At 71.9% G+C, this 16720-nt stretch carries 17 protein-coding genes; all 17 read right to left on the bottom strand.

The window, feature by feature from the left end; all coding sequences use genetic code 11:
- Positions 1–3: 3 nt before the first annotated feature.
- The 17 genes from MQP27_RS31820 to MQP27_RS31740 all read right to left on the bottom strand — a co-directional run bounded on the left by MQP27_RS31820 (position 4) and on the right by MQP27_RS31740 (position 16719).
- Positions 4–900, bottom strand: a complete 897-nt coding sequence (locus MQP27_RS31820) for a LysR family transcriptional regulator (RefSeq protein WP_242770422.1) — start codon at positions 898–900, stop codon at positions 4–6.
- Positions 901–1026: 126 nt separating this feature from the next.
- Positions 1027–1998: a LuxR C-terminal-related transcriptional regulator gene (locus MQP27_RS51470; RefSeq protein ID WP_242770419.1), complete on the bottom strand. Its 972-nt coding sequence runs from the start codon at positions 1996–1998 to the stop codon at positions 1027–1029.
- 156 nt (positions 1999–2154) lie between these two features.
- Entirely contained in the window at positions 2155–3138 is a 984-nt protein-coding gene (locus tag MQP27_RS31810) for a TauD/TfdA family dioxygenase (protein ID WP_242770416.1), read from the bottom strand.
- A gap of 2 nt (positions 3139–3140) precedes the next feature.
- Positions 3141–4244, bottom strand: coding sequence for an amino acid kinase family protein (locus tag MQP27_RS31805; protein WP_242770413.1), 1104 nt, complete (start codon positions 4242–4244; stop codon positions 3141–3143).
- Positions 4241–5284, bottom strand: coding sequence for an aspartate-semialdehyde dehydrogenase (locus MQP27_RS31800; protein ID WP_242770410.1), 1044 nt, complete (start codon positions 5282–5284; stop codon positions 4241–4243). Before MQP27_RS31800 ends, MQP27_RS31805 begins: the two co-directional genes overlap by 4 nt.
- Complete coding sequence (locus MQP27_RS31795; RefSeq protein ID WP_242771259.1) at positions 5281–6177, bottom strand: DMT family transporter; 897 nt, start codon at positions 6175–6177, stop codon at positions 5281–5283. Before MQP27_RS31795 ends, MQP27_RS31800 begins: the two co-directional genes overlap by 4 nt.
- Positions 6178–6278: 101 nt before the next feature.
- On the bottom strand, positions 6279–7241 hold the full coding sequence (locus MQP27_RS31790) for a transporter substrate-binding domain-containing protein (protein ID WP_242770395.1): 963 nt from the start codon (positions 7239–7241) through the stop codon (positions 6279–6281).
- Complete coding sequence (locus tag MQP27_RS31785; RefSeq protein ID WP_242770392.1) at positions 7238–7831, bottom strand: hypothetical protein; 594 nt, start codon at positions 7829–7831, stop codon at positions 7238–7240. Before MQP27_RS31785 ends, MQP27_RS31790 begins: the two co-directional genes overlap by 4 nt.
- Entirely contained in the window at positions 7828–9105 is a 1278-nt protein-coding gene (locus MQP27_RS31780; protein WP_242770389.1) for a methylaspartate mutase, read from the bottom strand. The genes MQP27_RS31785 and MQP27_RS31780 overlap by 4 nt, the downstream gene beginning before the upstream one ends.
- Complete coding sequence (locus MQP27_RS31775; protein ID WP_242770386.1) at positions 9105–9569, bottom strand: cobalamin B12-binding domain-containing protein; 465 nt, start codon at positions 9567–9569, stop codon at positions 9105–9107. Before MQP27_RS31775 ends, MQP27_RS31780 begins: the two co-directional genes overlap by 1 nt.
- A 100-nt stretch (positions 9570–9669) precedes the next feature.
- A complete protein-coding gene (gene accC / locus MQP27_RS31770; protein WP_242770368.1) occupies positions 9670–11031 on the bottom strand; it encodes an acetyl-CoA carboxylase biotin carboxylase subunit in 1362 nt (453 codons plus the stop codon).
- An 18-nt stretch (positions 11032–11049) separates the two neighbouring features.
- A complete protein-coding gene (locus MQP27_RS31765) occupies positions 11050–11535 on the bottom strand; it encodes an acetyl-CoA carboxylase biotin carboxyl carrier protein (RefSeq protein WP_242770352.1) in 486 nt (161 codons plus the stop codon).
- On the bottom strand, positions 11525–13231 hold the full coding sequence (locus tag MQP27_RS31760; protein WP_242770349.1) for an acetyl-CoA carboxylase carboxyltransferase subunit alpha: 1707 nt from the start codon (positions 13229–13231) through the stop codon (positions 11525–11527). The genes MQP27_RS31765 and MQP27_RS31760 overlap by 11 nt, the downstream gene beginning before the upstream one ends.
- A complete protein-coding gene (locus MQP27_RS31755) occupies positions 13228–13725 on the bottom strand; it encodes a DUF4188 domain-containing protein (protein WP_242770346.1) in 498 nt (165 codons plus the stop codon). Before MQP27_RS31755 ends, MQP27_RS31760 begins: the two co-directional genes overlap by 4 nt.
- A 23-nt stretch (positions 13726–13748) precedes the next feature.
- Positions 13749–15164, bottom strand: a complete 1416-nt coding sequence (locus MQP27_RS31750) for an aldehyde dehydrogenase family protein (RefSeq protein ID WP_242770343.1) — start codon at positions 15162–15164, stop codon at positions 13749–13751.
- Positions 15161–15784 carry an RNA polymerase sigma factor gene (locus MQP27_RS31745; protein ID WP_242770340.1) on the bottom strand — a complete coding sequence of 208 codons (624 nt, stop codon included), beginning with the start codon at positions 15782–15784 and terminating at the stop codon, positions 15161–15163. Before MQP27_RS31745 ends, MQP27_RS31750 begins: the two co-directional genes overlap by 4 nt.
- 131 nt (positions 15785–15915) lie before the next feature.
- Complete coding sequence (locus MQP27_RS31740; RefSeq protein WP_242770336.1) at positions 15916–16719, bottom strand: 4'-phosphopantetheinyl transferase family protein; 804 nt, start codon at positions 16717–16719, stop codon at positions 15916–15918.
- Position 16720: the final 1 nt, after the last annotated feature.

Here is a 16720-nt window from a genome sequence, read left to right as displayed (position 1 = left end):
CCCTCAACGGCCGTATTCCTCGGCCAGGAACCGGATCGACTGGTCGGTGAACACCCGCATTTCCCGGGTGAGGTTCTTTCCGCGTCGCCAGGCGAGCTGGGTGAACACCTCGAAAGGGATGTCCCATTCCAGCTCGACCAGAATTCCGGTATCCAGCGTGTCCTGGACGCAGGCCGTCGGCAGCAGGCTTATGCCGAGGCCCGCCGCAACGCCCCGCTTGATGGATTCGATCGTGCCGAATTCCAGGAAGGGCAGCGCCTCGCCCGTGCCGTCGTTCAACTCCGCCTCGAACAGCTCCCGGTAGGCGCAGCCGGCCTCCGCCGATATCACCTGGGTGCGGCGCAGTTCCTCGGTCGTCACCTTGGGGAGCTGGGTCAGCGGGTGGTCGGGGGCCGCCACCACCGTGAGCGGTTCGGAGCCGAGCACCTCCGTCTGGACGCCGGGGTGCTGGGTCTCCGCCTCCATGAGGAAGCCCATGTCGAACATGCCCTGGCGCAGCGCGTGGCAGGTCTCGGCGCACAGGCTGGGGCGCAGCACGATGTGCAGGGCCGGGTAGCGGTGGTGGAAGAACTCCAGCAGGGGCGGCATCCGGTACGAGGTGATGCTCTCCATGGAGCCGATGGTGAGGACGCCGGAGGGGTCCCCGGAGCCGACCGTGGCGCCGCGGGCCTCGCCGGCCAGGGCCAGCATCTGCTCGGCGTACGGCAGCAGCCGCTGCCCCGCCTCGGTGAGCTGGATACGGCCGCCGAGACGGTCGAAGAGGTCGACGCCGAGGGACATCTCCAGCCCCTTGATCTGGCTGGTGACGCTGGACTGCGCGTACTTCAGCTCCGTCGCCGCCTTCGAGAAGCTGAGCAGCGTGGCCACCTTGTGGAACGCCGCCAGCTGCCTGATGTCCATGGTCTTCTCCCTGCATGGGCCGACATTCGCTGGATTTCCGACGATGGATTTCCCAGTACAGCGAATCACCGGGAGGCCGGGTGCGCCATGTCCGGGCGATGTCCCATTCGGGCCACGCGGCGTCAGCTAGCTGCCAACATCCCCGTTTTCACGGCCGATTATCAGGCCCGCCTGGAAACGGCTGACGGCGCCCATTTCCTCCATGATCGCGGAGATGTGGCGCCGGCAGGTGCGGGTCGCCATTCCCAGCCTGCGCGCGATGACTTCGTCCTTGAGGCCGAGCGCCATCAGGCGGATGATGGAATGCCGTACTTCTTCGGCGACTTGCGGGTGTTCGGCGGTCTGCCGGCCCACCTCGAAGGGGCGGCCGATCTGCCAGACCGACTCGAAGCTGCGGGCGAGATATCCGACGACCGTCGGCTCGGTGATGACGGCGGCGCCGGGCGGCCGGCTGCCGGTGCGCTCCTTGGGGATGAACGCGATCCTGCGGTCGTAGATGATGAGCCGTTCGGAGAGCTCGTCGACGGTGCGCACCTCGGCGCCCTGGCGGGTGACCTCCTGGACATAGGTGCGGGTGGCGAGGCTGGTGCGGGCGGTGTGCTGGTAGAGGGTGCGCACGCGGACGCCCCGGCGCAGCAGCTCCAGGGTGTGTTCCCGGTCCGCCTCCAGGAGTTCGGGCGGGCGGCCGCCGCCGGACTGGAGGCTCATGCGCTCCTCCGTGCAGCCGTAGCGGGCGCGGTCGATCTCGCGCCGCACCTCCTCGACGTCGTCGAGGACGGTGATGGGCACGTCGGCGGCGGGGCCGCCGCTCGGCCGGGCGCGGTAGTCGGCGGCGAGGGTGCGCAACTCCTCGTGGATACGGCCGATCTCGCGCCGTCGGCGGCCGATCTCGACCTCCAGCGGGGTGACGAGTTCGGCCTCGGCGACCTCGGGGTCGAGGGGGACGACGGGTCGTCCGGGCGCGGGTTGGCTGAGGAGGTGCAGGTCCTGGAGGGACTTGCGCACCTCCTCGACGGCGCCGAGGTCCGCTCCGGTGGCGGCGGCGATCTCCTCGTCCTCGAAGCGGCCCTTCTGGAGGGCCGTTTCGTAGGCCTTCACCGCCAGTTCGCCCAGTAGAGGAATCCCACCCGTCAATTCCTCACCCCACGAAGTCGTCGAGCACTGCCTCTCGCCGTTCCAGCGTAGGCGAGCCCCGTCCGCCCGAACTCCCTTGCGAGGTGCGCGGGCGCGAAAGCGTTAGGTAGGTGCGCGCATTCAGTAATGAACGCGCCGGTCCTCCGGGGTGGCGCGATACCGCAGGTTCCACAAGTTGCGGCGGATGTAGGTGCGTTGGAGCCAGCGGTCTTGTCCGTCGTAGTGGGCCCGGAAGGTGGAGCGGGCGTGGACGCCCTTGCGGTTGTTGATGAGGAGGGCCTGCCCCGGTTGCAGGCGCACCGCGTGGGCGACGCTCCGGCAGGCCTCCTGGAGGGTGTCCAGGGCGGCGCGGGCGCCCCGGGTGAGGGGGCGGGTGCCGTTGGCGGAGACGGCGATCTCCGGGAAGCGGGCCGCGCCGCTGAGGATCGGCACGGGCTCGGACAGCACCTCCTCCCCCACGCTGCGGGTGTAGCTGCCGGGCGCGTTGAGCCGGTAGAGGGGGCTGCGCAGGGTCTCGACGATCGCGTCCGGGAGTTCGGCGCACAGGTCGCGGGCGTCGGCGTAGTAGGTGAGGGCGTCGTTCCCGGCGGCCCCGCGCAGGCAGTTCAGCACCAGGAAGTCCGGGTTGGCGACGTCGTAGCGGCCGGTGGTGTCGTAGGTGATGTCGCTGTGGAAGTTGAGGAAGACCGCGGAGCCCTGGTTGGTCTGGGCCCGTGCTCCTTCCGGCACCGGGACGACGTCGTGGACGAGCCGGCCGGCCTTCTCGGTGAGCACGCCGATCGGTTCGCCGAGCAGGCCGGTGAGGCCCAGCAGCACGCCCTCGGCGACGAAGCTGGCCTTGGCGGTGCTGGGCTCGCCGTCCGCGGGCGTGGGCGGCAGGTTCTCGTCCAGGGGCAGGTTGCGTACGAGCATCACGCCCGGGGAGTCGTTGTGCCGGCCGAAGTCCATGATCTGCTGGAGGAGTTCGGTCGGCAGGGCGGCGAAGACGCGGTGGTAGCGGGTGAGCGCCCGGTCGACGTCCTGGGTCGGGTCGGGCAGCAGACACAGCTCGGTGCCGATGGTGTCGCGCACCCGGTCGGGCAGTTCGAGGTCGGCGAAGGTCACGGTCACACTCCGGCGAGTTGGGGCCGCGGCTCGGGGCCCGTGAACGGTATGTCGAGCCGGTCGTGCAGGCGTTGGGCGACGTGCAGGGCGTCCTCGCCGCTCTCGGCGATGTGGGTGGTGACCTTGGAGCCGCGGATCTCGGCGACCGGGACGCCGATGTAGGCGCCCGGTTTGAGGTTCTGGCGCCGCTGGACGGCCTCCAGGTCGACGAAGCCGCCGACCACGGCCACCCAGGGTTTGTCGGTGAGCCGCACGGTGTCGATGCCGGCCGCGTGGAAGACGCCGTGCGCGAGGTCGGCGCAGTCGTCGTTGTCGTAACCGAGCACCACGGAACGCTGGTTGAAGACGATCGCGGCCATCTGGTCGCCCTCGCGGCTGATGGTGGTGCCCGGCGAGAAGGGCGCCCGGTTGTAGCGGCAGACGATCTCGATGCCGTGCCTCAGGGCGAGTTGGACCGCCCTGCGGTGCAGCACCTTCGCGCCGTACAGGGACATCAGGGCGGCCATGTTGAAGGAGACCTTCGGCAACAGCCTTACGCCGCGCACCAGATGGGGGTCGGAGGTGTAGATGCCGTCGACGTCGGAGTGGATCTCGCAGGCGCTGCCGCCGACGGCGCGGGCGACCGCGATCGCGCTCAGGTCGGAGCTGTTCTTGCCGAGCCAGGTCGGCCGGCCCTGCGCGTCGACGGCCTGTCCGCCGGGGACGACGACGACCTCGTGCTCGGAGAGCGTCTTGCTCAGCGGCCCGGGGTCGGTCTCGATGACCCGGGCCCACAGGAACGAGGAGTTGGTGATCAGCCCGATCTGGTGGCCGGCGAGCACGGTGGCCGTGCGGCCCCTGCGGTGCAGGGCGGTGGCCAGGAGGTGGGCGCTGATCAGGTCGGCGGTGGCGAGCATGCCGGCCGGGGTGGCGTCCTCGGGGTGCCGGTTGACCTCGTGCAGCCGTCCGCGCAGTTGCTCGGTCTCCCCCTGCATGGCGCTGACGACGACGGCCAGCCGCCGTCCGTCGGCGTCCAGGCGCTCTTCGAGTCCGGCCGCGAGCTTGTCGTAGGCGGCATGAGTACGGAAGGTGGAGCCGCCGAACTTCAGAATGGCAGCGTCGCTCACAGCAACCCCCGGTCGAGGACGGTCTCGGCGATCTGTACGGCGTTCAGGGCGGCCCCGATGCGCAGGTTGTCGGCGACCAGCCAGAGCCAGAACCCGCGCGGGTTGTGCGGGGCGACCCGGACCCGGCCGACGTGGACGTGGTCGGGCTCGCCCGCGGTCAGCGGGGTCGGGTAGGCGCCCAGGGTGTCCCGGTCGTGGACGGTGACCTCGGGCAACTCGGCCAGCCGGGCGACCAGTTCGGCGCGGTCGACGGGCTCCGTGGCCTCGACCCACACCGCCTCGGAGTGGGAGTTGACGACCGGCACCCGGACGCAGGTGGTGGTGACGTCGAGATGCGGCAGGCCGAGGATCTTGCGGGACTCCTGGAGCATCTTCTGCTCCTCCATCGTGAAGCCGGTCTCCAGCAGCCGGTCGATGAAGGGCACGACGTTGAAGGCGAGGGGCTTGCCGAAGCGGTCGGCGGGCAGTTCGGCGCCCGGCTCGTGCAGGACGAGCTCGGCGCCCTCCCGCAGCTCCGCGATGCCGTGCTCGCCCTGCCCCGAGGCGGCCTGGTACGTGCTGACCACCACCTGCCGTATCCCCCACCGCTGCTCGACCGTCCGCAGCAGCCGCACCAGCGGGATGGTCGAGCAGTTGGGATTGGCGATGATCCCGCTCGCCGGACGCCCGGTGAGCACGTCGGCGTTGACCTGCGGGACGACCAGCGGGGTGTCCGGGTCCATGCGGAAGGCGTTGGTGTTGTCGATGACCAGGGCGCCCTGCGCGGCGGCCGGGCGGGCGTACTTCTGGCTGACGGACGTGCCGGCGGAGAAGAACGCGATGTCCGTGCCGGAGAAGTCGAAGCCCTCCAGGTCCTCCACGGTGCGGGTGCGGCCGTCGACCTCGATCCGCCGGCCGGCCGAGCGCGCGGAGGCGGCAAGCCGAACTCCCCGGTGCCGTAAGCCCCTTGTCCCGATGAGCTCCACGAGAGTCTGTCCGACCGCTCCCGTCGCGCCGACGATGGCGATGCCCGGCGCCTTGCTGTCGCTGACGAAGGTCATCGGGGTTCTCCGATCCGGGTGAGCGCGGGTGCGGCCGTCTCGCCGGGCGTACGGCGGCGCCCGGCCGGCAGCAGCCGCCAGCCGAGGTTGACGCCGAGGCCCGCCACGACGATCAGCGGGACGCCCAGGGCCTGAAGGGGCGTGATGTGGTGCCCGTACACCGTGAAGTCGACGAGGATGGCCACGGCCGGGTAGACGAAGGACAGCACCGCGATCTTCGCGGTGGGCAGTTTCTGGTACGAGGCGTACAGCAGGATGTACATCAGGCAGGTGTGGATCACGCCGAGCGCGACCAGCCAGGCCCAGTCGGCGCCGAGACCGGCGGTGCGGCCCAGTGCCGTGAACGGCAGCAGCAGCGGGATGCCGACCAGCACCTGGGTGAGGGCGGTGAGTTCGGGGCGTACGGACTTCAGGTGCTTGGCGATGACGGTGGCGAAGGCGTACAGCAGCGCGGCGAGCAGGGCCTGGCCGACGCCCAGGAAGTACGTGGCACCCTTCGCGCCGTCGGCGGTGGTGAGGTCGGCGACCAGGAGGACGCCGACGAAGGCGATCAGGATCCAGCCGGCCTGGTGGCGGTTGAGCTTCTCCTTGAACAGGACGAGCCCGAGGATCACGACGTAGAACGGCTGGGTGTGGTAGACGACGGTCGCCACCGAGATGGACGTCTTGCCGTAACTGCTGAACAGCAGAACCCAGTTGAAGACGATGCACACTCCGCCGAGGACCGCGAGGCCGAAGGTGCGGCGGGTGAAGCCATGGTTCCTGAAGAGCCCGCGGGCCAGGCAGTACGCGGCGAGCGCGACGGCACCGAAGACGCAGCGGAAGAAGACCACGTTGAAGCTGGGCTGGCCGGACTCGACGACGAAGACGCCGAGGGTGCCCGACAGGACCATGGCCGCGGTGAGTTCGGCGGCTCCTCTGGTCTGCTGCGCGCCGGTCGGTCCTGGGGTGGGGGTGCTGCTCACGTTCGGTACCTCGTCTCTCCGCTGGTGGGTCAGTGCAGGGGCACGGCGTAGTGCAGACCTCCTCTGGTCCACAGCTCGTTGGGGCCGCGCGGAACGTCGAGGCCCGAGGCCCGGCCCAGGTTGCGTTCGTAGAGCTCGGCGTAGCTGCCGACGGCGTCGAGGACCCGGGCGGCCCAGCGTTCGTCGAGTCCGGCGGCGGGGCCGTGCCGGCCGGCCTGGCGGGCGACGGCCTCGCGGCCCGCGGCGCCGGTGCGGTGGCTCTCGTACTCGGCGGCGAACAGGAGTTGGAGCACCCAGCGGCAGATGCGGAACCAGCCGGGGTCGTCGTCGCGCACCACGGCGGCCATCGGCTCGCGGGAGATCTCGGCGGGCAGGATGCGGTGCGCCTCCGGGTCCGGCAGGGTGCGGCGGGCGCCGGCCAGGGCGACCTTGTCGAGGACGTACGCGGTGCAGTCGCCGCGGGCGTAGGCGTGCAGCGCGTCGGCCGGGGCGTCGAAGGCGACGGGCTCGACGGCGAGGCCCCTGGGGCCGTACCAGGCGGCGAGGTTGGCGGGCGAGGTGGAGCCGGTGTGGACGGCGAGGCGGTGACCGGCGAGGTGGGCGGGTTCGTGGATGCCGGAGTCGGCTCGGACGAGGAAGCCCTCGCCGTCGTAACAGGTCACCCCGGCGAAGAGCAGCCCGTGCGCGGCCTCGCGGCCCATGGTCCAGCTGACGTTGCACACCGTCAGATCGGCGCGCCCGCCCGCGAGTTGACTGAGCCGTTCGTCAGACCCGGCGGGACACCAGTCGACGGCGTCGGGCTCGTCGAGCACAGCGGCGGCAACGGCCCGCGCGACGTCCGCGTCGAGACCGGTCCAGTGCCCGTCGGGGGTACGGAGGGAAAGCCCGGGCTGCCCCCGAGAGACGAGAACACGAACGGCACCTCGGGCACGGACGGCGGCAAGGGTGCCGACGGGGGCACGGGTGCCCGCAGGGGCACGGCGGCCGGTCATGGGACGCTCCGTTCCGGGGCGACGGACGGCGCGTCGGAGGCGGGAGGCATGACCGGGGTCACGTGGGCGAACGGGGGCGGGGTCACCCGGGTGGCTGGGGTCAGGGTCACGCGAGCGACCGGGGCCGAGGTCACCGGGGCGGCGGTCGGAGTCACGTGGGCGGCCGACGTCGGGGGCACGCGGGTGGGCGTCGGGGTCTCGCGGGCGACCAGGGTCGAGGTCACCCGGGCGACCGGGGTCGGGCCCACGCGGACGACTGGCGGGGTCACACGGGCGACCGGGGTCGGGGCCATCCGGGCCGCCGGGGGCAGGGTCACGCGAGCGACCGGCGTGGGGGCCATGCGGGCGACTAGGGTCAAGGCCACACGGGCGACCGGGGTCGAGGTCACCCAGGGGACCGGCGGGGTCACGCGGGCGGCCGGGGCCGAGGTCACGCGGGCGACCGGCGGGGCCACGCGAGTGACCTGCGTCGGGATCACGCGGGCGACCGGCGTGGGGGCCATGCGGGCGGCCGCCGACGGGGCCACCCGGGTGGGCGTCGGGGCGGCTCGGCGGTTTCGGGGGCCGGTGTGCGGCGTTTTCGTCCTCATGTCGCACCCCGTAGCAGTGAGCCCACCAAGTCCTCGCGGTCGTAGCGGCGTTCGTTGTGGGTGAGCATCGTGGTGAGGCGGGCGGCGGTGAGGCCGGAGGTGCATTCCGCGTCTCGCTCCCGCACCTTGACCGGCATGCCTCCGGCCCGTGCCCAACTAAGCATCCCCCGCTCGTCGATGACCGCCCGGGCGGCGTTGGCGTTGTCGCGGTGGAGGCAGTACGGCACGTCGAGGACGCCCCGGGCGAAGGCGGCGACCAGGGCCGAGCCGACCGTACGGCCGAGTTCGAGGGTGGCCTCGATCAGGGCGCGGGCCTCGGCCAGGAGGCCGGTGTCCGTGGGCGGCGGGCAGTTGGTGACGGCGCAGTCCGCCGCGGCCTTGCGGGCCACGGCGTCGGCGAACTCCAGGGCCTCGGCGTTCTCCTCGATCGCGGGGATACGACGGGCCTCGGCGGGGGTCTTGACGATGAGCCGCTCGGTGCGGCTGTGGACCGCGAGCCGGACGCTGTCCTCGACCAGGCGGTAGGAGCCGATCGGGGTGCGGGGGAAGACGCCCATGTAGGTGTAGAGGGTGATGTGCCAGTCGATGCCGGGGAGATGTGCAGAGGCCAGGCGGCGGAGGGCTGCCAGCGCCTCCAAGTCCTGGCCCAGGTGGACCTGTTGGGCGTAGCTGAGGGAGATCGAGCGCAGGCCGTGCTCGTGGAAGAACAGGGCCTCCAGGACGCTCAGCGCGACCAGCAGCGAGGGCGGGCAGAGCTGGCCGAGCATGCAGCCGCCGAAGGTCTCCAGATGCATGGGTTCGCGGGCGCCGGCGGCGAGTTCGCAGCAGCGCGCCCAGTTGTCGGCGGCCTCGGGGAGCGGGACGCGGCCGTAGGGCAGGCAGTAGGAGACCGGCCCGCCCTCGGTGGCGTCCACGCCCGCGGCGACCATGACGCGGAACAGGTCCAGCGGCAACGGCGAGCCGTGCCGTACCTGCACCGGGAAGCCGTCGGAGGAGACCTCCCGCAGCAGGTCCCGGACGGTTCCGGCACCGTGCGCGAGGAGCGGGAAGCCGTTGAGGTCGGCTCCCTCGCGCAGGGCGCGGCGGGCGGAGGCGTAGTCGCCGACGCGGGTGTAGCTGTCGAGGGTGATGGTGCCGACCGTGGTGGCCCGGCAGTCCCGCACCGCCGTCAGCCCGGCCCGCATCCGGGCGAGTTCGCCGAAGCCCATGCGCGGCTGCACGACGAGCCGGCCCGCCGTGGTCGCCGTACGGACGAATTCGGCGAACCGGCCCATCAGTGCGGGGCTCCGGTGACGAGGGGCTCGGGTGCGGCCACTTCCTCGGCCAGCCGCGCGAGGAAATCCCCGAAGGCGGCGAGGGTGCGGCCGGCCGGTTGCTCCGACTCGTTGAAGACGGCGTCGAAACCGGCGTCCACCAGTCGCCGGCCCTCTTCCGCGTCGCCGCCCCGGACGCCGAGTTTGCCGCCGATGACGACGGGCAGTGCGGCGAGTTCCGGGTCGGCGCGCAGGGCGCGGATCAGGCGCAGTCCGTCGAGGTGGCCGTGGCCGTTGACGGTGCTCAGGACCAGCAGGTCGGGGCGGTCGGCGCCGCGGCAGGCGTCCATGACGGTCGTGTCCGGCGGGCACACCCCGAGGTTGGTGACCTCGTGCCCGCCCTCCTCCAGGAGCAGTTGCAGATAGACCAGATTCCACATGTGCGCGTCGGAGGAGACACTCGATACGACGATTCGCAGAGACATGCCTTCACTCTTGAATTCCCCGGAGGAAAAGTACAGATCCCGCCCAACGGATTTCCCGGTCCGGCGATCAAGAATTTCCATAGGTTGAGGGACGGATTTCCTACAGCGCGAAATTCCGTTCCAGGAAATCCGTGGCGATGCCGCCGCGGCGGAATTCGGGGTGCCCGAGTATCTCCTGGTGCATGGGGATCGTGGTGTGGACGCCGGGGCCCGACACCTCGAACTCCGACAGGGCGCGCAGGGCCCGGTCCAGGCAGGTGGCGCGGTCCGGGCCCCAGACGATGAGCTTGCCGATCATCGAGTCGTAGTAGGGGCTGACCCGGGAGCCGGGCACGTAGTCGGTGTCGACGCGGACCCAAGGGCCGCCCGGCGTGCGGTAGTTCTCCAGCAGGCCCGGCGTGGGCGCGAAGCCGCGGTCGGGGTCCTCGGCGTTGATCCGGCACTCGATGGCGTGCCCGCGGACCTCGACGTCCTCCTGCTTGACGGTGAGCGGGGAGCCGGAGGCGACGCGCAGCTGCTCGCTGATCAGGTCGACGCCGGTGACGAGTTCGGTGACCGGGTGCTCGACCTGGATCCGGGCGTTCATCTCCATGAACCAGAAGGCGTTGTGCGCCTCCGGGTCGGCCTCCAGCAGGAACTCCACGGTCCCGGCGCCCCGGTAGCCCACGGCCCGTGCACCGGCGACGGCCGCCGCGCCGAGCCGGGAGCGCAGCTCGGGCGGGATGCCGGGCCCGGGCGACTCCTCGACCAGCTTCTGGTGCCGGCGCTGCACCGAGCAGTCGCGTTCGCCGAGGTGGACGGCGCCGTCGAAGTCGTCGCAGAGCACCTGGATCTCGATGTGCCGGGTGCGGGTGAGGTAGCGCTCGATGTAGACGGCGCTGTTCTTGAAGACGGCCTGGGCGTTGGCGCGGGTGGTCGTGTACGCGTCCCGCAGGTCCTGGGGGCGTCGTACGACCGTGATCCCGCGCCCGCCGCCACCGGCCGCGGCCTTGATGATGACCGGGTAGCCGATCTCCCGGGCGATCTCCTCGGCGGCCTCGACGGAGTCGACGGGCTCGGTGGTACCGGGGAGCAGCGGGAGCCCGGCTGCCGTCATCAGCTTGCGGGCCGTGGCCTTGTCGCCGACGTTCTCCATGACGTCCGGCGGCGGGCCGATGAAGGTGATGCCGTCGTCGGCGCAGATCTCGGCGAAGTAGGGATCCTCGGAGAGGAAGCCGTAGCCGGGGTGGACGGCCTCGGCGCCGGTCTTCACGGCGGCGCCGATGATGTTCGGGATGTTGAGGTAGCTGCGGGTGGGCGCGCCGGGGCCGATGTGCACGGCCTCGTCGGCGGCCTTCACGAACTGGGCGTCCGCGTCGGGCGTCGAGTACACGGCGACGGTACGGACGCCGAGGTCGCGGCAGGTCCGGATGATCCGGAGCGCGATCTCGCCGCGGTTGGCGATGAGCACCTTGTCGAACATGTCGTCGTCCCGCCCGTCTCAGCCGGCCGGGACGAGGTCGACGAGCGGCTGCGCGTACTCCACGACCTCCCCGTCCTGTACGTGGATGGCGTGCACGACGCCCTTGACCTCGGCGGTGATGGAGTTCAGCAGCTTCATCGCCTCGATGACGGCGAGCTGCTGCCCGGCCTCGACCGTGTCGCCGACCTTGACGAAGGGTTCGGCGCCCGGGGAGGGGGCCTGGTAGTAGGTGCCGACGAGGGGGGCGGTGACGCGGACGAGGTTCGCGGGGGCGGTGTCGGGCTCCGGGGAGGCGGGCGCGGCCGTGGGGGCCGACTGCGCGACCGGGGCGGCCTGCACGGGTGCGTTCTCCCATTCCACGTCCACGCTCAGCGCCCCGGCCCGCAGGGTGATCCGCCGTAGCGTGCCGGGGAGTTGGCCGGCGAGGAGCAGGGTGTGGGCCCTCAGCTCCTCCACCGTCATGTCGGTGCTTTCCTCGGTTCCGGTGGTCGCCTCAGTGCTCATCGTGCGTCTCCCAGTCCACTACGGGCTGCAGTTGAGGGTCCCCGAAGCGGTCGTACCGCCTCCGTCGGGCGTCGACGAGCTGCTCGCCGGAGCGGTCGAGCAGCGGGGCGAGGGTCCGCGCGAGGGCGCTCTTCACGGTCAGCGCGGTGGTGTGCGGGGCGGTGTGGGCGCCGTCGGGCGGCTCGGGCACGATGCCGTCGACGACGCCGAGGCGCAGCAGTTCGGAGGCGGTCAGCCGAAGGGCGTCGGCGGCGCGGCCGGCGTGTTCGGCCGTACCGAAGAGGATGGTGGAGCAGCCCTCGGGGCTGATCACCGAGTAGTAGGCGTTCTCCAGGATGAGGACCGTGTCGGCGACGCCCAGCGCGAGCGCGCCGCCGCTGCCGCCCTCGCCGGTGACGACGGAGACGACCGGGACGCGCAGCCGGGACAGTTCGAGGATGCAGTCGGCGATGGCGACGCTCTGCCCGCGCTCCTCCGCGCCGATCCCGGGGAAGGCGCCGGGCGTGTCGATGAACGCGATCACCGGCAGCCCGAAGCGGTCCGCGAAGCGCATCAGCCGGAGCGCCTTGCGGTAGCCCTCGGGGTTCGGCATGCCGAAGTTGCTGCGCACCAACTCGGCCGTGTCGTGGCCCTTCTGGTGCCCGAGAACGACGACGCTCTGCCCGCCGAACCGGGCCAGCCCGCCGACCAGTGCCTCGTCGTCGCCGAAGGCGCGGTCGCCGTGCAGGGGGACGAAGTCGTCGAAGACGTATCCGATGTACTCCAGGGTGGTGGGTCGCTGGATGTCCCGGGCGAGGGCGACGGTCTCGCGGGTGGTACGGGTAGTCGGTACCGGATGCTCCAACACCGCGTGTTCTTCGGCCACTTCGGGCAGTTCGGGAACGGACGGTCCGAGCAGCGTGAGCAGTCGCGCCAGCTGCTCCCGCTGGTTCTCCCGTGGTACGACGCCGTCGATCATCCCGTGTTCGAGCAGGAACTCGGCGCTCTGGAAGCCGGGCGGCAGCTCCTGGCGGATGGTGTTGCGGATGACCTGGGGTCCGGCGAAGCCGAGGAGGCTGCCGGGCTCGGCGAGGACGACGTCGCCGAGCATCGCGAAGGAGGCGCTGACGCCGCCGAAGGTCGGATCGGTGTTGAGGTTGATCACCGGGACGCGGGCCTCGCGCAGGGCGGCGATCCACTGGGAGGTCTTCGCCATCTGCATCAGCGACAGGGCGCCCTCCTGCATCCGGGCCCCGCCGGAGGCGGCGACCAGGAGGAGCGGGAGCCGTTCGGCGAGGGCGGTGCGGGCCGCGGCGGCGACGGTCTCGCCGACGACCGTGCCCATGCTGCCGCCCATGAAGGTGAAGTCGAGGACGGCCACGACCAGTTGACGGCCGTTGATGCTCATCGTCCCGGCGAGCACCGCGTCCTGACGGCCCGTCCGGGACTGGGCGTCGCGCAGCCGGTCCGGGTACGGCTTGCTGTCGCTGAAGCCGAGGAGGTCGCGCGGCGCGTAGGTGTCGGGGAACGCCTCGAAGCTGCCGGGGTCGGCGAGTTGGGCGATCCGTACGTCGGGCGGGATGCGGAAGTGGAACTGGCACTCGGGGCAGACCTTGCGGTTGCGGTCGAGCCGTTTGCCGTAGACGTAGGCGCCGCAGGAGCCGCACCGGCGCCACTGCACGTCCTGTCCGGCCCGCACGGGCCCTGGTGTGGTCATGGTGTGCTCCGCTCTTGAGGACTGCCGTGCTCGCGCGGCGACCGCGGCACCGGAACGGCCCGCTGGGGCCGGCTCTCGGTGGCCCTGCCGATGCCGAACGGCGGCATGTTGCGGTAGACGGTGTGCATGCGTGCCGGGTCGACGACGTACGCCTCGTGGTAGATGCCGACCGCGCCGTTGTTCGCGACGGTGCGGTTGAAGCGGCCCCAGGCCGGCCGGTGGGAGGCGTCGGTGTCGTGCGCGTACGCCATCAGCTCGTCCATGGAGTGCCAGTACTGGAGCACCAGGACGGTCCGGCCGATCCAGGTGCGGGCGCCGAGGAAGCCGTACTCCTTCTGCTTGTTGAGCTCGACGAGCATCGGGACCATCGCCATGAAGGACGGCAGCCAGCGGTGCACCTTCCAGAAGCTGTTGATCCGCATGCCGATGAGGAACACGACGGTTCCCTCGGGCGGGTCCGCCACCTGGGGCACTAGCTCGACCTTGGCTGCCACGGAAGCTCCTCGTCGACGGTCCGTCAGAAGGGGTACGTGCGCGGGGGTGTGCTGGTGGTGAGGGTGTGCCAGCGGGTGAACGCCTCCAGGCCGGCCCGTCCGCCGAATCCGGAGCCGTTGCCGGAGGCGCCGATGCCGCCGAAGGGCAGGGCGGCGTCCTGGACGACGGTCTGGTCGCCGATGTGCGTGACCCCGCAACGGAGTTGACGCCCTATCAGCGATCCCCTTCGGACGTCGGGCGTGTAGACGGCGGCGGTCAGTCCGTGGTCGCTGGTGTTGGCGAGCCGTACGGCGTCCTCGTCGTCGGTGAAGGCGGTGACGGTGGCGACCGGGCCGAAGACCTCGGTGTGGAAGACGTCCATCTGCTCGGTGACGTCGGCGAGGACGGTCGGCGGGTAGTACGGCGGCCGCGGGCGCCCGCCGGTGACGAGGCGGGCGCCCTGGGCGACCGCCTGTTCGACGGCGGTGGCGATGCCGGTCAGTTGGCGGCGGTCGATGACCGGGCCGATCTGGGCGTCGGAGCGGTGCGGGTCGCCGACGCGCAGGGCGGCGGCGTGCCGGGCGAGTGCCTCGGTGTACCGCTCGGCGATCGAGGCGTGCACGAGGTGGCGGCGGGCGGACATGCAGATCTGGCCCTGGTGCAGGAAGGAGCCCCAGGCACCGGCCGCCGCGGCCTGTTCCACGTCGGCGTCGTCGAGGACCACGAAGGCGTTCTGGCCGCCTAGTTCGAGCACGACCCGCTTGAGGAGCCGCCCGCATGCGGCGCCGATCTCCCGGCCCACCTCGGTGGATCCGGTGAACGACACCATGGTCACGTCCGGCGCCTGGACCAGCGCGGACCCGGCCTCCGCGCCACCGTGCACGACTTCGAGGACGCTCGGCGGCAGTCCGGCCCCGGCGAACGCCTCCACGAAGAGGCGGCCGCCGGACAGCGGGGTGTGCGGGTCGGGCTTGAGGACGACGGTGTTGCCGAGGGCGAGCGCGGGGCCCAGCGAGCGGGCGGCGAGCAGCAGCGGGAAGTTCCACGGCACGATCACGCCGACGACGCCCACGGGGACGCGGGTCACCTCGGCCGCGCGGTCGGGGTCGTCGGCGGGCGGGTGCGGGAGGCCGGGGTGGCGGGCGAGGCGGGCGCCGTGCCGCAGCTCCTGGGCGGCCTGGTGGACTTCGAAGAACGCCTTGCCGGGAATCGCCCCGCCCTCGCGGACCAGCAACTCCTGCGCCTGCGCGGCCCGTTCGACCAGCAGGTCGGCCGCGCGCTCGACGATCGCGGCGCGCTCCTCGGCGGGCGTGGCCGCCCAGGCGGGGGCCGCGGCGCCGGCCCGGCGGGCAGCGGAGGTGACGCGGTCGGGGGTGGCCGGCTCGACGGTGCCGAGCGGTTCACCGGTGGTGATCTCCCGGCTGACCAGCTGGGTCTCGGACGCGGTGAGGGTGGTCACCTGGGCACCTCCGTTCCGGGGTGAGTGCGTACGGGGCAGCGGGCGCAGTCGTCGTCGGGGGCGACCGGCGGCGCGTCCCGGTCCAGGGCGCGGCGCAGCCGGCGCAGACAGCGGGTGCGGATCGGGCCGACCGAGCTGACCGGCATGGACAGCGCGGCGGCGATCTCCTGGTAGGAGGCGGGCGGGTCCTGCAGGGCCCGCAGCAGGAGTTCGCGGCACTGGTCGGAGAGGCTGTCGAGGGCGCGCAGCACCTCCTGGCCGCGGTCGGCGCGCAGGGTGATCTGCTCGGGGCTCTCGTGGTGGTCGAGGAGGTGCTCCAGGGAGGCGCTGTCGCCGACCATGACCAGGCGCCGGTCGCGGGTGGCCGCCTTGATGGCCTCGCGCCGGGCGACGGTGGCGAGCCAGTCGCCGAGCCGTTCGGGGTCGCGGATGCGGTCGGCGTTCTGCATCAGCCGGAACCAGGTGAGCTGGCGTACGTCCTCGGCCTCGACCCGGCTGACCCGGTGGCTGCGGGCCACCGACCAGACCAGCCGCCCGAACCGGTCGACGGTCTCGTCCCAGGCCTCCGCCTCGCCCCGGGCGCAGCCCGCGAGCAGTTCGGCGTTCCCCATGGTCGGCATCGCTCGTCCTCCGTCGGCGCGCGCCCGCACCTGAGCGGGCTCCGGCTTCCATGCAACCGGGCGTGCGCGATGGCCGGAAACGGATGACGGCGTCAGGTAGCGGTCTTGCCAGGAGTGGACAGCGCAGTCGCTCATCGGGCGCCTCCCGTAGGGGAGTTCGGCAGCAGCTCGGCCATCGCGGAGCGCATCCGTACGGGGATCGGCCCGGAGTCCTGCTCGCTGGCGCGGATGGCGATGCCGAGCGCGAACCGGTCCCAGACCTGGAGCACCTGGATCTGCCACAACGGCCGTTCGTCCTGCGGGATCTCGTCGTCCACGACGGCCAGTCCGCCGCCCCTGAGCCGGTGCACGGAGAAGGCGTCGAAGCCGCGCGCCATCCCCATGCCGGTGGCCTTGGTGTAGGCCTCCTTGGCCACCCAGGAGTCGGCGAAGGCGTGCCCCCGCTGGTCCTCGCGGTCCCGGCGCAGCACCTCCTGCTCCAGCGGGGTGAAGACCTTCGGCGCGAACTGGATGGCCTCGGGGCGGGCCGGCGTGTTCTCGGCGTCGACCCCGGCGGTGCGGCCCCGGACCACGATCGCGGCGATCAGCCCGTTGGTGTGGGTGATGTTGAAGTCGAGCCCCCAGTCGGCCCCTTGGACCGACGGCCGCCCGAACCGGCCCTTGTCGAACCGCCACTCCCCCGGGTGCACGTCGGCGTACTGCGACAGCACCTGGCGCGACAGCAGCCGGGCGCCGAGGAAGCGGGTGCGGGCGGCGGGGAAGAGCAGCCGGTCGTGCCGAGCCCGTTCCTCCTCGGTGAGCAGTTCGAGGCCGCCGGTCGCCTCGGCGAACCGGTCCACGTCCTCCTCGGCCAGGAGCCAGACGTCGGCGCCTTCGGCCAGCGGGTCGCCGACGGGCTCTCGCGAGCTGTCCAGGGTCTCCACGGTCGTACGCATC

The organism is Streptomyces cylindrosporus, assembly GCF_022698165.1.
GTDB lineage: Bacteria > Actinomycetota > Actinomycetes > Streptomycetales > Streptomycetaceae > Streptomyces > Streptomyces cylindrosporus.
The sequence above is the reverse complement of the archived record's forward strand: the minus strand, read 5'-3'. Positions and strand labels throughout refer to the sequence as shown.